The 15,870-nt window shown below is 72.0% G+C and carries 17 protein-coding genes; 5 read left to right on the top strand and 12 right to left on the bottom strand.

The features are described from left to right. Nucleotides 1–59 precede the first annotated feature (59 nt). The gene (locus tag ABZ565_RS06205; protein ID WP_361020970.1) at nt 60–1,427 is read left to right on the top strand and encodes an FAD-dependent oxidoreductase; all 1,368 of its coding nucleotides are present in this window, start codon (nt 60–62) and stop codon (nt 1,425–1,427) included. Nucleotides 1,428–1,505: 78 nt separating this feature from the next. On the opposite strand, the gene ABZ565_RS06200 is transcribed toward ABZ565_RS06205, so the two are convergent. After that, the gene (locus ABZ565_RS06200; protein ID WP_361020968.1) at nt 1,506–2,102 is read right to left on the bottom strand and encodes a hypothetical protein; all 597 of its coding nucleotides are present in this window, start codon (nt 2,100–2,102) and stop codon (nt 1,506–1,508) included. Between the two features lie 178 nt (nt 2,103–2,280). Here ABZ565_RS06200 and ABZ565_RS06195 point away from each other — a divergent pair, with 178 nt between their 5' ends. After that, nucleotides 2,281–3,714, top strand: coding sequence for a carotenoid oxygenase family protein (locus ABZ565_RS06195; RefSeq protein ID WP_361020966.1), 1,434 nt, complete (start codon nt 2,281–2,283; stop codon nt 3,712–3,714). 13 nt (nt 3,715–3,727) lie between these two features. Here ABZ565_RS06195 and ABZ565_RS06190 read toward each other — a convergent pair whose 3' ends face one another. Beyond that, nucleotides 3,728–4,846 (bottom strand): DUF6777 domain-containing protein, encoded by a 1,119-nt coding sequence (locus ABZ565_RS06190; RefSeq protein ID WP_361020964.1) that lies wholly within the window; start codon nt 4,844–4,846, stop codon nt 3,728–3,730. A gap of 133 nt (nt 4,847–4,979) precedes the next feature. Between ABZ565_RS06190 and ABZ565_RS06185 the strand changes: the two genes are divergently transcribed. Further along, nucleotides 4,980–6,383, top strand: coding sequence for a lipase maturation factor family protein (locus tag ABZ565_RS06185; protein WP_361020962.1), 1,404 nt, complete (start codon nt 4,980–4,982; stop codon nt 6,381–6,383). Between the two features lie 4 nt (nt 6,384–6,387). Here the strand turns inward: ABZ565_RS06185 and ABZ565_RS06180 are convergent, their stop codons facing one another. Genes ABZ565_RS06180 through ABZ565_RS06140 form a run of 9 tightly spaced genes read right to left on the bottom strand, consistent with a single transcriptional unit; the run spans nt 6,388 to nt 14,548 of the window. Further along, on the bottom strand, nt 6,388–7,737 hold the full coding sequence (locus ABZ565_RS06180; protein ID WP_361020961.1) for an ammonium transporter: 1,350 nt from the start codon (nt 7,735–7,737) through the stop codon (nt 6,388–6,390). Nucleotides 7,738–7,777: 40 nt separating this feature from the next. Then, nucleotides 7,778–8,734, bottom strand: coding sequence for an urease accessory protein UreD (locus tag ABZ565_RS06175; RefSeq protein ID WP_361020959.1), 957 nt, complete (start codon nt 8,732–8,734; stop codon nt 7,778–7,780). A 1-nt stretch (nt 8,735) separates the two neighbouring features. Continuing rightward, nucleotides 8,736–9,356 carry an urease accessory protein UreG gene (gene ureG, locus ABZ565_RS06170; protein WP_328903807.1) on the bottom strand — a complete coding sequence of 207 codons (621 nt, stop codon included), beginning with the start codon at nt 9,354–9,356 and terminating at the stop codon, nt 8,736–8,738. Between the two features lie 33 nt (nt 9,357–9,389). Next, nucleotides 9,390–10,136: an urease accessory UreF family protein gene (locus ABZ565_RS06165; RefSeq protein ID WP_361020957.1), complete on the bottom strand. Its 747-nt coding sequence runs from the start codon at nt 10,134–10,136 to the stop codon at nt 9,390–9,392. Between the two features lie 5 nt (nt 10,137–10,141). Next, nucleotides 10,142–11,866: an urease subunit alpha gene (ureC, locus tag ABZ565_RS06160; protein WP_361020955.1), complete on the bottom strand. Its 1,725-nt coding sequence runs from the start codon at nt 11,864–11,866 to the stop codon at nt 10,142–10,144. Next, nucleotides 11,866–12,381: an urease subunit beta gene (locus ABZ565_RS06155; RefSeq protein ID WP_361020953.1), complete on the bottom strand. Its 516-nt coding sequence runs from the start codon at nt 12,379–12,381 to the stop codon at nt 11,866–11,868. The genes ureC and ABZ565_RS06155 overlap by 1 nt, the downstream gene beginning before the upstream one ends. After that, complete coding sequence (locus tag ABZ565_RS06150) at nt 12,378–13,229, bottom strand: cobalamin biosynthesis protein CbiX (protein WP_361020951.1); 852 nt, start codon at nt 13,227–13,229, stop codon at nt 12,378–12,380. The genes ABZ565_RS06155 and ABZ565_RS06150 overlap by 4 nt, the downstream gene beginning before the upstream one ends. A gap of 2 nt (nt 13,230–13,231) precedes the next feature. Beyond that, nucleotides 13,232–13,537 (bottom strand): urease subunit gamma, encoded by a 306-nt coding sequence (locus tag ABZ565_RS06145; protein ID WP_164402631.1) that lies wholly within the window; start codon nt 13,535–13,537, stop codon nt 13,232–13,234. Between the two features lie 48 nt (nt 13,538–13,585). Beyond that, nucleotides 13,586–14,548 (bottom strand): urea transporter, encoded by a 963-nt coding sequence (locus ABZ565_RS06140; protein ID WP_361021174.1) that lies wholly within the window; start codon nt 14,546–14,548, stop codon nt 13,586–13,588. A gap of 199 nt (nt 14,549–14,747) precedes the next feature. Between ABZ565_RS06140 and ABZ565_RS06135 the strand changes: the two genes are divergently transcribed. Beyond that, complete coding sequence (locus ABZ565_RS06135) at nt 14,748–15,218, top strand: CrcB family protein (RefSeq protein ID WP_361020949.1); 471 nt, start codon at nt 14,748–14,750, stop codon at nt 15,216–15,218. Next, a complete protein-coding gene (locus ABZ565_RS06130) occupies nt 15,215–15,589 on the top strand; it encodes a CrcB family protein (RefSeq protein ID WP_361020947.1) in 375 nt (124 codons plus the stop codon). Before ABZ565_RS06135 ends, ABZ565_RS06130 begins: the two co-directional genes overlap by 4 nt. Before the next feature lie 64 nt (nt 15,590–15,653). Here the strand turns inward: ABZ565_RS06130 and ABZ565_RS06125 are convergent, their stop codons facing one another. After that, the gene (locus ABZ565_RS06125) at nt 15,654–15,830 is read right to left on the bottom strand and encodes a hypothetical protein (RefSeq protein WP_361020945.1); all 177 of its coding nucleotides are present in this window, start codon (nt 15,828–15,830) and stop codon (nt 15,654–15,656) included. Between the last annotated feature and the right edge of the window lie 40 nt (nt 15,831–15,870).

Raw genomic sequence — 15,870 nt, 5'->3', positions numbered from 1 at the left:
AAGCCTTGCCTTACCAACCGGCCCCGCTTCTGCTCACCCGTTCGAAGGAACAGCTCGCCATGACACGCCCCGTCCGCGTCGCCATCGTCGGAGCCGGTCCCGCCGGCATCTACGCGGCGGACGCGCTGCTCAAATCCGACGCGGCCGCCGACCCGGGTGTCTCCATCGACCTCTTCGAGCGGATGCCCGCCCCCTTCGGCCTGATCCGCTACGGCGTGGCGCCGGACCACCCGCGCATCAAGGGCATCGTGCAGGCGCTGCACCAGGTGCTGGACAAGCCGCAGCTGCGCCTGTTCGGCAACGTCGACTACCCGAACGACCTGGACCTCGACGAGCTGCGCACGTTCTACGACGCGGTGATCTTCTCGACGGGCGCCGACGCGGACCGCGCGCTCGACATTCCGGGCCACGACCTGGACGGCTCCTACGGGGCCGCCGACTTCGTCTCCTGGTACGACGGCCACCCGGACGTCCCGCGCACCTGGCCGCTGGAGGCCGAGAAGGTCGCCGTGCTGGGCGTCGGCAACGTGGCCCTGGACGTGGCCCGCATCCTCGCGAAGACCGCCGACGAGCTGCTGCCGACGGAGATCCCGGCCAACGTCTACGACGGCCTGAAGGCGAACAAGGCGCTGGAGGTGCACGTCTTCGGCCGTCGCGGCCCGGCCCAGGCGAAGTTCAGCCCGATGGAGCTGCGCGAGCTGGACCACTCGCCCAACATCGAGGTCATCGTCAACCCCGAGGACATCGACTACGACGCGGGTTCGATCGAGACCAGGCGTGGGAACAAGCAGGCCAACATGGTCGCCTCCACGCTGGAGAACTGGGCGATCCGCGACGTCGGCGACCGGCCGCACAAGCTCTTCCTGCACTTCTTCGAGTCGCCCGTGGAGATCATCGGCGAGGACGGCCGGGTCACCGGTCTGCGCACCGAGCGCACCGAGCTGGACGGCACCGGCAATGTGCGCGGCACCGGCACCTTCCACGACTGGGACGTCCAGAGCGTCTACCGGGCGGTGGGCTACTACTCGCGCGAGCTGCCGAAGCTGCCGTTCGACGTCGCGTCGGGCACGGTGCCGCACGCCGCGGGCCGGGTCCTCGAAGGCGGCGAGCCGATGGAGTCGGTGTACGTCACCGGGTGGATCAAGCGGGGCCCGGTCGGCCTGATCGGCCACACCAAGGGCGACGCCAACGAGACGGTCGCCTGCCTCCTGGAGGACCACGCCGCCGGGCGGCTGCCCGCCCCGGAGCGGCCCGAGCCGGAGGCCGTCACCGCCTTCCTGGAGGAGCGCGGCATCCGCTACACCACCCGTGAGGGCTGGTACCGCCTCGACGCGCACGAGCGCGCCCTCGGGGCCGAGCAGGACCGCGAGCGCGTCAAGGTCGTGGAGCGCGAGGCGATGCTGGACGCCTCGGAGGCCGGCCACTGACACCAAGGCGACGGCCCCGCACACCCGGAAGAGGTGTGCGGGGCCTGGACCAGGCCTTCCGCCCGGGTCCGATGCGCTTCATGGGGAGGCGTGCGCGTTACGGGACCGCTCGCGCACCCGGTCCGGATAGCGCTCGGTGAAGCGGACGGCGAGCACCAGCAGGGCCACCGGGATGATCCAGTTGAACCAGTCGCGCCCCGACGAGGTGTGGAGCGCGAGCAGGCCCAGCAGGGCCGTGGCCGCGAAGACCGCGCCCCACAGCAAGGTCAGCACCCGGTTGACGTGGCGGAACGCCGGCGAACCCCACACCTCCCGGGGCGTCGACTCACGTGCGTACTGCTCGGTGAACGGAACGAACGCCAGCGAACCGAGCGCCACCACCGCGATCACGGCACTGGACAGCACCTGGGCGTACCGCTCCACCCAGTCCAGGTCCTGACGGTCCAGGAACAGTGCCAGGACGCTCAGCAGCGCGAAGAAGACGATGCCTGTGGCCTCCAGGACTTTGAAGGAACCCCGGCGCATGTCCGGCAGGTTGAGCACCACGGCGGCCACCAGGCCGGCCAGTGCGGCGTACTCCCAGGTGCTGGGAGAGGCGATGACGACGAAGATGATCCAGGGCGCGAAGGCGAAGAACAGGTTCCCCGTCCGCCGCCCGGAGCGGGCTTCGGACACCGGACACCTCCGAAGGTGAGGCCCGGCGCGGCGATCTGCCGCGTCTTCCATGGTGGGCCAGGGCACGGCCCACCGCACCCCGCGACCCGCGTTGCGACGGTCCTGGGCCGGGGATTCAATGAGGAGTCAGCCCGGCCCGTTCCGGGTGCGCGCCCACGTCCCGGCAAGGGAGGCCGCCATGGCCGCACATGCCGCACACACCTTCGACCCGAGCCGGGTCGCCCACCTCTCGGGGCGCTTCGCCCCCGTGACCGAAGAGGTCGACGAGGCGGATCTTGAAGTGAGGGGCGCACTGCCCGGCGAGCTGGACGGGGTGTTCCTGCGCAACGGCCCCAACCCCCGCTTCACGCCGATCGGTTCGTACCTCTACCCGATCGACGGCGACGGCATGCTGCACGGCGTGTGGATCTCCGGCGGCCGGGCCCGCTACCGCAACCGGTTCGTCCGGACACCCGCCGTGGTCGCCGAGGAGCGGGCCGGGCGGGCGCTGTGGGGCGGCATCGAGTCGATGATCCTGCCGCAGGAGCCCGACGTCGGGCCGGAGCTGGCCGGCACCTTCCGCGACATGCCCGACATCAACGTGGTGCGGCACGCGGGACGGCTGCTGGCGCTCGCTGAGTCCGACTGCCCGTTCCTCATGACGCCCGACCTGACGACCGTCGGCAGAGAGACGTTCGGCGGCGCGCTGCCGGCGGGCATCACCGCGCACCCGAAGACCGATCCGATCACGGGCGAGATGCTGGTCTTCTGCTACGGCCTGGAGCCGCCCCACCTCACCTGGTCCGCGATCGGCCCCCTGGGCGACGTGCTCCGGGGCCCCACCCCCGTGGACGGGGCGGACGAGCCGATGATGATCCACGACATGGCGATCACCCCGCGTTTCCTGGTGCTCGTGCTGGCGCCGGTGTTCTTCGACATCGCGGCCGCCATGAACGGCGGCTCGATGCTCGACTGGCGCCCCGAACGCGGCACCCGTCTCGCCCTGATCCCGCGCGACGGCGGCCCGGTGCGCTGGGCATCGGACGACGCCTTCTGGCTGTGGCACACGGTCAACGCGTACGACACCGAGCCCGGCGGCGGTGACGTGGTGCTGGACTACGTGCAGTGGACCCGCCTGTCGCTGGGCGCGCCCGCCGAGGGGGCGGAGCCCAACCACGCGGGTCTGGTGCGCGCGGTCATCGATCCCGTCGCGGGCACGATGCGCCGGACCGTGCTGGACGACGTCCGGATGGAGCTCCCGCGCACCGACGACCGGCTGATCGGCAGGCGCCACCACCAGCTGGCCGTGGCCTCGGACTCCGGCGGCCCGGACCTGCTGCCCGGCGAGTACGACACACTGCGCTGGTACGACGGCAACGACCCGTCCGGCCCGCATGTGGCATGGCGGGCCGGGGACCTGTCGGTGGGTGAGCCGGTCTTCGCGCCCGTCCCCGGCACCGGACCGGGCGAGGGCGGCTACTGGATGACGTACGCCACCGACCGCACCGACGGGACCAGCTGGCTGCTCGTCATCCCGTCCGAGGACCCGGCATCGGGTCCGGTGGCCCGGGTCCGCATCCCGGTCCGCGTCCCCCTGGGCCTCCACGGCAACTGGCTGCCCACCGAGGAGTGAGGCCCGCCGCCCCTCACCAGCGCGCGGCCGGACCGTCGTCGGCGCCCCGGGACAGCCTGATGGACGTCGGCGGCTCGTCGGACCCGGGCGGCCGGTCCGGCACCGGCGGCACCCCGGAGGGCTCGTCGGTGGGTTCACCGGTCGGGGTCGGGCAGCGTGTTTCCCCCGGCGCCCGGGCGGGTACCTCGCCGGCCACCGCCGGCTCACCGGGCGGTGTGGGCGTCTGCGGAGTGGGTACGTCGGGCGTCGGGCAGTCCTCCGGGGACCGGGAGGGCTCCGGCCGCTCGGTGCCCGGCGGCGGTACGTCGGGGAGCGGGCCGGTGATGTCGGTGTCGGGGGTGTAGGGCGGCGGCTCCTCGGGAACGCGGTCGCCGGTGCCCTCGTCGCCGGCCGGCCGGGCGATCCAGCTGTGGTGGGCCAGGTCGGCGATCACCAGCTCTGCCACGGGTCTCGCGGCGGGCTCGACCACGACGGTCCGCGCCGGGTCGAACCCCTGCCACCGCTTGCCCGTTCCGGCCGCCGCGTCGCCCGCGCCGGCCGGCGGCTCCAGCGGGTTGCCGCAGACGCAGCGGACCCGGGGCAGCCCCCGGCCGTCGACCATGACCGCGGTGCCGGCCTGCAGCACGGACTGGTAGGTGGTGACGGAGCCGTCCCGGAAGCCGTGCCCGGTGACCAGGGTGTCGGCGCGGAGCAGCACGGGGGTCAGGCCGCGCAGGAAGCCGGCGACCTTGTCGTGGGAGACGGACACGGTGCGCGCGAACGCCTCCTCCCGCGCCGGGTCCACGGTGAGCATCCGGATCTGCGCCTCGACGTCGCAGGAGGGGACGGCGCGTGTTCCGGCGTACAGGCCGGGCGTCGATCCGGTGCGCTTGAGCGCCCGCCCGGGCGTCGACGGGGAGGGGGGCGGCCCGGTGCGCGAGGCGGCCGGGGGCAGGCCTGGACCGCCCGCGGTGGAGGCGGTGAAGGGGGCGGTCCCGGGGTCGGCCGCGGGCTGGAGGACGAGGTCGCCGGGGTCGCCCGTCCGCGCGGCGGATCCGCCGCCGGAGGTGTCCCGGGCACAGCCCGCGGTGAGGAGGAGGCCGGCGCAGAGCAGGGCGGGGACGGTGCGGCGCAGTCGTATGCGTGAGGGCACGGGCGGGTCTCCTGCCTGGTCACCGGTCTCCCGGTCGCTCCCCTCATGTCTGCCGCACTTCCCGGTCCGCCGCAAACGGACGGACCCCGGGGACATCCGGCGGACGGCGGGCGCACGGCCGATACTGGTAGCGATGGAGTGGTTCACCGCTGACGGGTACTGGCTCGGCCGGCTGGTCTTCCAGAAGGCCCTCGCCGTCATCTACCTGACCGCCTTCCTCACCGCGGCGCTTCAGTTCCGGGCGCTGATCGGGGAGCGCGGCATGCTGCCCGCGACCGGGGCGCTGCGGCGTACGTCCTGGCGCAGCGCCCCGGGGCTCTTCCGGCTCCACTGCTCGGACCGTTTCTTCGCCGGAGTCGCCTGGACCGGGTGCGCCGCCTCCGTCGCGCTGATCGCCGGGGCGGACAACCAGGTGCCGCTGGGGGCCGCGATGGCGCTGTGGGCGCTGCCGTGGCTGCTGTATCTGTCGATCGTGCAGGTGGGCGGTGTCTGGTACGGCTTCGGCTGGGAATCGTTGCTGCTGGAGACGGGTTTCCTCGCCGTCTTCCTGGGGAACGAGGGCACGGCGCCACCGGTGCTGGTGCTCTGGCTGCTGCGGTGGGTGCTGTTCCGGCTGGAGTTCGGCGCCGGGCTCATCAAATGGCGCGGCGACGCCTGCTGGCGGAACCTGACGTGTCTGGACTTCCACCACGAGACGCAGCCGATGCCGGGCCCGTTGAGCTGGTTCTTCCACCATCTCCCCCGCCCCGTGCACCGGGTGGAGGTGGCGGCCAACCATGTGACGCAGCTGCTCGTTCCGGTGCTGCTGTTCACCCCGCAGCCGGTGGCGAGCGTGGCGGCCGGGCTGATGATCGTCACGCAGTTGTGGCTGGTGCTCTCGGGGAACTTCGCCTGGCTCAACTGGCTGACCATCACGCTCGCCCTGCCGGCCATCGACTGGTCGCCGGTGACCGAGCCGCCCGCCCAGCGGGGCGCGCCCGTCTGGTACGCGGTGGTGGTCATCGCGGTCACCGCGCTGGTCCTTGTCCTCAGCTACCGCCCGGCCCGCAATCTGGTCTCCCGCCGCCAGGTGATGAACCGGTCCTTCGACCCGCTGCACCTGGTCAACACGTACGGCGCGTTCGGCAGCATCAGCCGGGTCCGCCTCGAAGTGGTGGTCGAGGGCACGGAGGACGCGGTGGTGCGCCCGGGCACGGTGTGGAAGGAGTACGGCTTCCGGGGCAAGCCGGGCGATCCACGCCGGATGCCGTGCCAGTTCGCCCCGTATCATCTGCGGCTCGACTGGATGATGTGGTTCGCGGCGCTCTCCCCCGCGTACGCACGGGCCTGGTTCGGGCCGTTCGTGGAGCGGCTGCTGGAGAACGACCGGGACACGCTGCGGCTGCTGCGGCACAACCCGTTCCCGGACGCCCCGCCCGCCCAGGTGCGGGCCAGGGTCTTCCGCTACCGCTTCACCACATGGTCCGAACTGCGGGCCACCGGCTGCTGGTGGCACCGCACGTTCGTACGCGATTTCCTGCGTCCCACCAGGGCGTGAGCGGCTACTTCTCGCTCTCGCGGGCCCGCAGCAGCCGGCTGATCTGCTGGACCAGTTCGTCGTCGCTCGCCACCCGCCGGCCGGAGACCAGCGCGCCCAGTCGCTCGGCGGTCTGGAAGTCGTACGCGCGCTCGGCCTCCTCGCCGGGCACCTTCGCGTACTCCTCATCGGCCCGGAAGCCGACGGTCAGGTCGACGGCCTTGGCGATGAGCCACGTGAGGATGAACGAGAACGCGATCACGGACACGATCGCGACGAGCTGTTTGCCGAGGAGGCCCCAGCCGCCGCCGTAGAACAGGCCCTCCTTGCCGCTGATGCGCGCCGTGGCGAAGAGGCCGACCATGACCAGGCCGATCAGTCCGCCGACGCCGTGCACCCCGACGACATCCAGCGTGTCGTCCACGTGGAAGCGGAACTTGAGGGTGATGGCGTACGCGCTCACCGCCCCCACGACCAGACCCGTGATCACCGCGCCCAGCGTGTTGATCTCGCCGCAGGCCGGGGTGATGGCGACCATGCCCGCGACAGCGGAGGAGACGACGCCCATGGTGGTCACCCGGCCCGTGCGCCACTTCTCGACCAGCGGCCAGGTCACCATGGCGCCCGCCGCACCGAGCTGCGTGTTGATGAACGCGGCCGCGGCGGTGCCCTGGTCGGTGAGCGCGGAGCCGGAGTTGAAGCCGAACCAGCCGAACCAGAGCAGCCCGACTCCGACGACCACGAGCGGGATGTTGTTGGGGCGTTCCCCGCGGCGCGCGAAGTCGCGGGGCGCGCGCAGCACGAGGGCGACGGCGAGCCCGGCCACTCCGGAGTTGAGCTCCACCGGCAGCCCGCCGGCGAAGTCGAGGGCGCCGAGGTGCTTCACGATCCACCCGTCCTTGTCGAACACCCAGTGCGCGATGGGGATGTAGACGATCAGCAGCCACAGCACGACGAAGACGAGCCAGCCCCGCATCGTGGCACGGTCGGCGATGGAACCGCTGATCAGCGCCACGGTGATGACGGCGAAGCCCATCTGGAAGGTGCTGTAGATGTACGTGGGGATGGCCCCGGTCAGCGTGTTGAGCTCGATGCCCTTCATGAACACGTGGTCGAGGTTCCCGATGAGCCCGGCACCGCCGACGTCCGGTCCGAACGCCAGGGTGTAGCCGAGGACCCACCAGACGAGGGTGCCGAAGGCGAGCGCGGCGAAGCTCATCTTGATCATCATGAGCACGTGCCGGGTGCGCACCATGCCGCCGTAGAAGAACGCGAGGCCGGGCGTCATCAGCAGGACCATGGCGGTGGCGGCGAGCAGCCAGGCGGTGTCCCCGGAGTCGTACGCGGCCGGCATGGGCGCGGGAGCGGTGATCATCGGCGATACCTCGTGTGAGGAAGGGGCGGAAGGGGAAGTGCTACGGCTTGCGCAGGTCGGGCGGCGGGTGGCCGGTGAGCAGCCGGCGTACGGCGTGCCAGGCGGCCCGGTGCGCCTCCGCGACCCGGACCGGGCTGTCGTCGAGCAGCCGCACCCACGCCCCGCAGTCCCGGGGCAGCACGCTCACCCCGTACAGGACGCCGAGCCCGGCCAGTGCCTCGTGCAGGGTGTCGGCGAGCGCGGGGGCGGGAACGTGGTCGGTCACCACGAAGAGCGAGGCGACGTGGTCGTGGCCGGCGAACACCCCGGGCCCGAGAACTCCGGTCCCCGGGCGCCCGGGCGCCAGGCGCAGGGTGTCGACGGCGAGGAGGGTGCCGTCGGGCCTGCTGACGCGGAGGTCGGTGGCGAGCATCCGGTACGCGTGGCGCTCCCCCCGGGCGAGCCGGCCGGCGGTGAGGGTGTCGCCGACGAGAACGGTGGCACCGGGCGCGACGGTGACCTCGGTGCGCTGGTAGAACCGCGCGTCCCGGAACGGGATGAGCGGGTCGGGGAGGTATTCGACGTAGCTGCCGGCCTCGGCGGTGAGGTGGACGCGCTGGCTCGCGTAGTCGTGCTCCATCCGGAAGACCTTGGTCGCGGCCTGGGTCGTCAGGTGGACCTGGGTGCCGGGGCCGCAGTGGAAATCCATCCGGTAGCGGTCGGCCTGGGCGATGCCGCCGCCGGTCGCCATCAGGTACACGTAACTCATGCCGGGCTGCGCGGGGTCGATCCACAGCGGACGCATGATCTGGAGCGGGGTCTTCTGGTAGCGCCCGACGAGGTCGGTGCGCCCGCCCCGCACGGCGAAGGCGAGATCGAGGATGCCGACCTTGGCCGGGGAGCCGGGGGCCAGCGTGTCCGGGACGGAGGCCAGGGCCGCCACGTCCGGGGGGACGCGGACGGGCGTGTAGTACTCCTCGGTGAGCCGGGCCTTCGGCCGTTGCGGGGCGAGCGGCATGTCAGATCAGCACCTTGCGGCGCGATTCGAGGTAGCCGGCGATCTCGTCCACGCCCACGCCGGTCAGGCAGTCGGTGAGGACGACGGGGCGGTCGCCGCGCACCCGGTGGGCGTCGGACTCCATGACGTTGATGTCCGTGCGCACGTACTGCGCGATGTCGATCTTGTTGATGACCAGGAGGTCGGAGTCGGTGATGCCGGGTCCGCGCTTACGGGGCATCTTCTCGCCCTCCGCGGTGTCGAGCACGAAGAGGAAGAGGTCGACCAGGGCCGGGCTGAACGTCAGGGTGAGGTTGTCGCCGCCGGACTCGTACAGGAGGGTGTCGGTGTCCGGGAAGCGTTCCAGCATCTCGGCGCCGGCCGCGAGGTTCATCGTGGGGTCGTCGCGTACGGCGGTGTGCGGGCAGGCGCCCGTCTCGACGCCGACGACCCGCTCGGGTTCGAGGACGCCGGCCAGGGTGCGGCGGACGTGCTGGGCGTCCTCCTGCGTGTAGATGTCGTTGGTGATGACGGCGGGGCGGTGGCCGCCTGCGATCAGGACCGGGACCAGCGCCTCGATGAGCGCGGTCTTGCCGGAACCGACGGGTCCGCCGATGCCGACCCTGAGTACGTTGTCGTCCATGGTTCTCCCTTGGATGTCGCGGGGGTGGGGTGGTCAGCTGGCGAAGAGCCGGGCCTCGGCGCGTTCATGACGGCCCGACATGACGTCCGAGGCGAAGACGGTGGCGCCGACGTCGTCCAATTCCCTGCGCAGCGCCGCGTCGACGGCGGTCTCGATGACGGGTGCGGCGCCTCTCAGCAGGGTCTGCGCCGTACGGTGGTCGGTCAGCCGGAGTCGCAGGGCGGCGCCGGCGAAGCTGACGCAGAACGCGAACAGGTCGGCGGCGACGGCCTGGCGGACCGGGACGCCGGTCGCCGCGTAGACGATCCCGGCCGCGACCGCCTGGGTGCCCGGGGCCTCGCGGCGCACGACCCGGTCGTAGTAGGCGCCGATCTCCGGGCGTCCGAAGACCTCGTGGCCCAGATCCAGGAGCTGGCGTCCGGTCCGGGTGGCGGCCTGGCGCATCTCCCGGCCCAGCTTCGTGGCGAACAGGTGCTCGTCGATCCGGACCACGGCCTCCGGGTCGCCCGCCGCGGTCGCCCGGTGGGCGAGGGCGAGCGCGGTGGCGTCGGCGGGTCCGACCCCGTGCAGCAGCAGGTCCGCCAGCAGCAGCGGCAGGCTCTCGGCGTCCACGGCGCCCGCCTGGGCGTAGCCCTCCAGGCTGTGCGAGAGGGTGTAGAAGCCGCTCGGGAACGCCGAGTCGGTCAGCTGGAGGCTGACCAGCAGCGGTCCGAGGCCGGTGGCCGCCGTGGTCGCGGCCGGGCCGGGGTCGCCGGCGATGTCGCCCTCCTTGCGGTACATCGGCCCTAGACCAGGAAGTAGAGGTGGTTCAGGGGCAGCGTCTCGGCCGGGTCGATGGTGGCGACCTTGCCGTTGAGCGTGACCTTGAAGGTCTCCGGGTCGACCTGGACGTCGGGCAGGGCGTCGTTGCGGATCATGTTGTGCTTGCCGATGGTGCGGGTTCGGCGCACCGGGAGGACCTGCCGTTGCAGGCCGAGTTCGGCCGGCACTCCGGCGGCGATGCCCGCCTGCGACATGAATGTGGCGTGGGTGGCCGGGAGCGCCTTGCCGTACTGCCCGAACATCGGGCGGTAGATCACCGGTTGCGGGGTCGGCAGGGAGGCGTTGGGGTCGCCCATCTGCGCCCAGGAGACGATGCCGCCCTTGATGATCATCTTCGGCTTGGCGGCGAAGGAGTGGATGGGCCACAGCACGATGTCGGCGAGCTTGCCCTTCTCGATCGAGCCCACGTAGTCGGAGATCCCGGAGGCGATGGCGGGGTTGATGGTGACCTTGGCGAGGTAGCGCAGCACCCGCTGGTTGTCGTTGCGCTCCGAGTCGCCCTCCAGGATCCCGAGCTTGTCCTTGCAGTGGTGCGCGGTCTGGAAGGCCCGGGTGACGGACTCGCCGATGCGGCCCATCGCCTGGGAGTCGGAGGAGAACATGCTGATCACTCCGAGGTCGTGGAGCACGGACTCGGCGGCGATGGTCTCGGCCCGTACCCGGCTGTCGGCGAACGACACGTCCTCGGGGATGTCACGGCTCAGGTGGTGGCAGACCATGACCATGTCGAGGAGTTCGTCCACCGAGTTCCTGGTGTAGGGCAGCGTCGGGTTGGTGGAGGACGGCAGGACGTTCGGTTCGCCGGTCACGCGAAGGATGTCGGGGGCGTGGCCGCCGCCCGCGCCCTCGCTGTGGAAGGTGTGGATGGCCCGGCCGTCGATGGCGGAGCGGGTGTCCTCGAAGAACCCGCTCTCGTTGAGGCTGTCGGTGTGGATCGACACCTGGACGTCGTGGGCGTCGGCGACGGTCAGCGCGTTGTCGATGACGGCCGGGGTGGCGCCCCAGTCCTCGTGCACCTTGAGACCGCAGGCGCCCGCGGCGATCTGCTCGTTGAGCGCCTCGGGCAGGCTGCCGTTGCCCTTCGCCATGATGCCGAGGTTGACCGGGAACGCCTCGGCCGCCTGGAGCAGCTTGCCGATGTTGTACGGGCCCGGGGTGCAGGTCGTGCCGTTGGAGCCGTCCGTCGGGCCGGTGCCGCCGCCGATGAGCGTGGTGATCCCGTTGGTCAGCGCCTGTTCGGCCTGCTGCGGGGCGATGAGGTGCACATGGGTGTCGATGGCGCCGGCGGTGGCGATCAGGTGCTCGCCCGCGATGGCCTCCGTGCCGGGCCCGACGACCAGGTCCGGGTCGACGTTGTTCTGCGTCTGCGGGTTGCCGGACTTGCCGATGCCGACGATGAAGCCGTCCTTGATGCCGATGTCGCACTTGACGACGCCGACCATGGGGTCGATGACCACCACGTTGGTGATGACGGTGTCCAGCGCGCCCTGGGCCGCGGTGGCCTGCGGGTCGGAGGCCATGCCGTCGCGCATGGTCTTGCCGCCGCCGTAGACGACCTCGTCGCCGTACAGGCCCTCGCTGTAGTCCTTCTCGACCTCGACGACGAGGTTGGTGTCGGCGAGGTGGAAGCGGTCACCGACCGTCGGGCCGAACATGTCGGTGTACTGCTTGCGGGGCAGGATGGGCATCAGCGCGAACCCTTCTTCTTGTCCTTGCCGGACTTGGCGGGCTTGGCGGGCTTGGCGGGCTTGGCGGGCTTGGCGGGCTTGGCGGGCCTATCCGGCTTGGCGGCCTTGGCATCCTTGGAGTCCTCGGTGGAGCCTGCCGTGCTCCGCGCGCCCTCGAAGCCGCGCTCGATGGCCCTGCGGACGGCTTCGACGCGGGCGGGGTGCGAGGAGAGACTGCCGTTGAGGAGCCCGCTGAAGCCGGTGAGCCGGCCGGTTCCGGCGTACGCGCACAGCTCGACCTCGCGCGTCCCGCCGGGCTCGAACCGTACGGAGGTGCCGGCGGCGATGTTGAGGTGCATGCCGAGGGTCGCCTCGCGGTCGAAGGAGAGCGCCGAGTTGACCTCGAAGAAGTGGTAGTGCGAGCCGATCTGGACGGCCCGGTCGCCGGTGTTGCTCACGGTGACCTTGAGCGTGCGGCGGCCCGCGTTGAGCTCGATCGGGCCGTCTCCGTACAGGTATTGCTGACGGAACGTCATGCGCTGCTCCTGATGCCTCGGTCCGCTGCGGCGGCGGACGGATGATGGTGGTGGTGCCGGTGAGCGTCCCCGGGGCCGTGTGCGTGGGGATGCCCGTGCGCGTGGCCATGGCCCTCGCCCGGCGAGTGGGTGTGGGCGTGGCCGTGGTGGTCGGCTGCGGCGAGCCCGGCGGTGATGCCGTCGTCGCCGTGCTCGCGCAGGCGCCGGTGTGCGTCGGCCACGCGCTCGTCCAGCACCCGCCGCAGCGCGGGGACCTGCACCAAGGGGCCGATGTCCGCCACCGGCACCGGTTGCGCGCCGACCGGGCCGATCTCCGCGAACGACGCGGGCAGCAGCGCCACGCGCTCCGCGCCCAGCAGCCCGCAGCGCCGGACGCCTTCGGCCGGGTCCGGGTCGCCGCCGTCGAAGGCCACCTCGACCAGGGTGTGGCGCCCGTAGCGACGCACCAGCGCGGCGACGCGGTGGAGCTCGGCGTCCTCGAACGGGTCGCCGGACGGGGCGGTGACGAGGAGCGCGGCGTCGGCGGGTGCCCGGCCGGCCGCCGCCCGCAGCCAGGCGACGAGGTGCTGGGCGGTACCGAAGGGCTCGGCGAGCAGGACGGCTCCCGGGCCGGCGGCGGGGACGGCGCGCAGGGTGCGCGCGGTGTCCGCGACGAGTCCGGGCTCGCGGCCCAGCGTCATCGGGACGACCGTGGAGGGCTCGCCCCGGCGCCGGTGCGCGGCAACGGCCCGGAAGAGCGCGCGGCCGTTGGCGACGACGCTCACGTCCGGGCCGAGCAGGCCGTCCAGCGCCCGGCCGTACGCGGCTTCGTGGCCGCAGACCGCGATGACGGCCCCGTTCCCCGCCACGGTCAGCCGCCGATGGGATCGTGGCAGGAGACCAGCTTGGTGCCGTCCACGAAGGACGCCTCGACCTGGAGCAGGCCGAGCATCTCCCGCACCCCGGGCATGGTGTCGTCCTCGCCCACCACGTGGCGGCCCAGTTCCATGCAGTCCGCGACGCTCTTGCCGTCGCGGGCCGCCTCCAGGATCGCCTCGGTGATCAGCGCGACCGACTCGCTGTAGTTGAGCTTGAGGCCGCGGTCCTGGCGCTTGCGGGCCAGGTCGGCCACGACGTAGACGAGCAGTTTGTCGATCTCGCGGGGGGCGAGGTTCATCGTGGATGCCTTCCTCGGGATGTGCGGGGGCGAGGGTCCGGGGCCTCGTCAGCCGCTGCGGCGCAGACGCGGCAGCAGCGGCACGGCGGCCAGCAGGGTCCAGGTGGTGAGGATGAAGGGCCAGGTGAAGGTGTGGCCGCCGAACGGTTTGAAGAAGGAGGTCAGGGACGCGGTGAGCCCGGTGCTGAACACCGCGCCGAGCAGCGCGTAGATCCCGTTCCAGACCCCGGGGGCCAGGAAGACGGCCCCGAGGCCGATGGCGACGAGCACCGCGTTGTATCCGTAGATGCCGTTGGCGATCAGCGCCGTCGGCGCGCCCAGCAGCCAGGCGGCGACGATCCCGGCCACGCTGCCGGCGGCGGCCCAGAGGACGACGCGCGGGCCGGCCAGGGCGAGCCCGGCAAGCATGATCAGTCCGACGTACCAGCTCTCGACCAGGAAGACCTGCGAGACGTTGTTGAAGAAGGCGTGCCACAAGGCGTTCCAGGTGATCCCGGTGTCGCCGCTCGTCGTGCTGGAGACGGCGGTCGGGGCACCGTGCCAGACGCGGTCGAAGGAGGGGGCGCCCACCACCATCACGCCGGAGACCAGGCAGAACGGCGCGGTCATGGGGCTGAGGTGGTACGGCGCGAGGAGGGTGGCGAGGGCCGCCATGAGAACGACGCACAGCACGGCGCCCACGACGGTCAGCACATACGTGGCCGGGTGGTTGCCGAGCGTCGAGACGAGGGCGATGCCGGTCAGGCAGCCCGCGAACCCCTGCATGCCGAGCGCGATGCTCCCCCGGTCGACGGCCAGCGCGTAGGCGGCGGCCGTGGCGATCAGCGTCCCCAGCGTGGCGAAGAGGCCGGTCTCCCAGCCCGCCGCCCACAGCCCCGCGAGGATCGCCGCACCGGTGAACAGGCCCGCCTGGAAGTCGACCTGGCCGACGCCGCGCAGGGATGCCAGCAGATACGCGGACGGCTGACGGCTCTCCAGCCGCCGGACGAGGTCCGGCTCGGCGAGGGACACGGCGTGCTCCAGCAGTTCTTCGGCGGGGGTGCGCTTCGGGCAGGGCGGACGACCGGAGACGTCCGACATATGCCATGGAGTCACACAAACGTGCGCTTCTCGCGCCGGGAGCTTTCCCGGTAGCCCACTCGGGTACACCGCCGGAGGCACGCCGGAGTCCGGGCCCTCGGCATCGCACGGCAGTCCGTACGTTCACGGGATGTCCCAGAAGATGCGGTTGCACCGCCACAGCCACCCGGACCACCACCCGGGCGTGCAGCTCCCGGTCGTGGCCGCCGTTGCGGTCGGCGGTGCGGCGGGGGCCGCCGCGCGGTACGCGGCCGAACGCCTGTGGCCGACCGGGACGTTCGCCTTCCCCTGGACGATCCTGCTGGTCAACACGGTGGGCTGCTTCCTGATGGGGATCCTGATGGTCACCCTGAAGCTGCGCTTCCCCGGGGCTCCCAGGCTGATCAGTCCGCTGCTCGGCACCGGGGTGCTCGGCGGCTTCACGTCGTTCTCGCACTACACGGACAATGTGCGGCAGCTGTTCGAGAACCATCAGCCCGGTTACGCGACCGGCTGCCTGGTGCTGACCGTGGCGGCGGCGCTGGCCGCCGTGACGGCGGGGGCGTTCGCGGCGCACTTCGTCTTCGGCCGGTCCTACGGGGCGCGGGGCGAGGCGTCATGACCGACTGGCTGCTCGTGCTGGCCGGTGGCCTGGTGGGGGCGCCGGTGCGCTATCTGCTCGGCGTGGACGCGAAGTTCCGCCTGCACAGTGCCTTCCCCTGGGGCACCTTCGCGGCCAACGCGGGCGCGGCGCTGATCCTCGGCTTCGTCGCGGAGGCGGCGACCGACGGCGATCTGGGCACCCGGCTGAATCTGCTGCTGGCCACCGGCTTCTGCGGGGCGCTGTCGACGTGGTCGACGTTCTCGTACGAACTACTCACCCTCAACTCGGCCCGCCGGCTGGGCCTCGCGGCGGCGTATCTCCTGCTCACCGTCGGCATCGGGCTGGGGCTCTCCTTCGCCGGGGCCGCCGTGGCGCGCGCGGTGTTCTGAGGAGCGGCGGAACGTGCTGTGGCCCGCCCCCGGCGGGGGCGGGCCACAGCAGGGGTCCGGGGTATCAGTCGATGCCGGGCAGGATGTGCGGCTCGGCGAGGTCGTCCTCGTAGCCGGCCAGGCGGATCGGCGCGGACCTGGCCCAGACCTCGATGTTCTGGAGCTTGTCGCCGCCGCGCCCCGGCTTTCCGTGCCGTTCGGCAGGCCGCTTCTCTTGCTTCGTCAATTCCGGTGTCGTCACCGCGCACTCCTTCGTGTCGCGTAGCCCCGGGCGTCGCCGA

This window comes from Streptomyces sp. NPDC016469, assembly GCF_040632905.1.
Taxonomy (GTDB): Bacteria; Actinomycetota; Actinomycetes; order Streptomycetales; family Streptomycetaceae; genus Streptomyces.
The sequence above is the reverse complement of the archived record's forward strand: the minus strand, read 5'-3'. Positions and strand labels throughout refer to the sequence as shown.

Bases quoted from the DNA above. Each gene is read 5' to 3' on its own strand.
- ABZ565_RS06205 (WP_361020970.1), top strand. From the start codon at position 60: ATGACACGCCCCGTCCGCGTCGCCATCGTCGGAGCCGGTCCCGCCGGC.
- ABZ565_RS06195 (WP_361020966.1), top strand. From the start codon at position 2,281: ATGGCCGCACATGCCGCACACACCTTCGACCCGAGCCGGGTCGCCCAC.
- ABZ565_RS06185 (WP_361020962.1), top strand. From the start codon at position 4,980: ATGGAGTGGTTCACCGCTGACGGGTACTGGCTCGGCCGGCTGGTCTTC.
- ABZ565_RS06180 (WP_361020961.1), bottom strand. From the start codon at position 7,737: ATGATCACCGCTCCCGCGCCCATGCCGGCCGCGTACGACTCCGGGGAC.
- ABZ565_RS06175 (WP_361020959.1), bottom strand. From the start codon at position 8,734: ATGCCGCTCGCCCCGCAACGGCCGAAGGCCCGGCTCACCGAGGAGTAC.
- ureG (WP_328903807.1), bottom strand. From the start codon at position 9,356: ATGGACGACAACGTACTCAGGGTCGGCATCGGCGGACCCGTCGGTTCC.
- ABZ565_RS06165 (WP_361020957.1), bottom strand. From the start codon at position 10,136: ATGTACCGCAAGGAGGGCGACATCGCCGGCGACCCCGGCCCGGCCGCG.
- ureC (WP_361020955.1), bottom strand. From the start codon at position 11,866: ATGCCCATCCTGCCCCGCAAGCAGTACACCGACATGTTCGGCCCGACG.
- ABZ565_RS06155 (WP_361020953.1), bottom strand. From the start codon at position 12,381: ATGACGTTCCGTCAGCAATACCTGTACGGAGACGGCCCGATCGAGCTC.
- ABZ565_RS06145 (WP_164402631.1), bottom strand. From the start codon at position 13,537: ATGAACCTCGCCCCCCGCGAGATCGACAAACTGCTCGTCTACGTCGTG.
- ABZ565_RS06135 (WP_361020949.1), top strand. From the start codon at position 14,748: ATGTCCCAGAAGATGCGGTTGCACCGCCACAGCCACCCGGACCACCAC.
- ABZ565_RS06130 (WP_361020947.1), top strand. From the start codon at position 15,215: ATGACCGACTGGCTGCTCGTGCTGGCCGGTGGCCTGGTGGGGGCGCCG.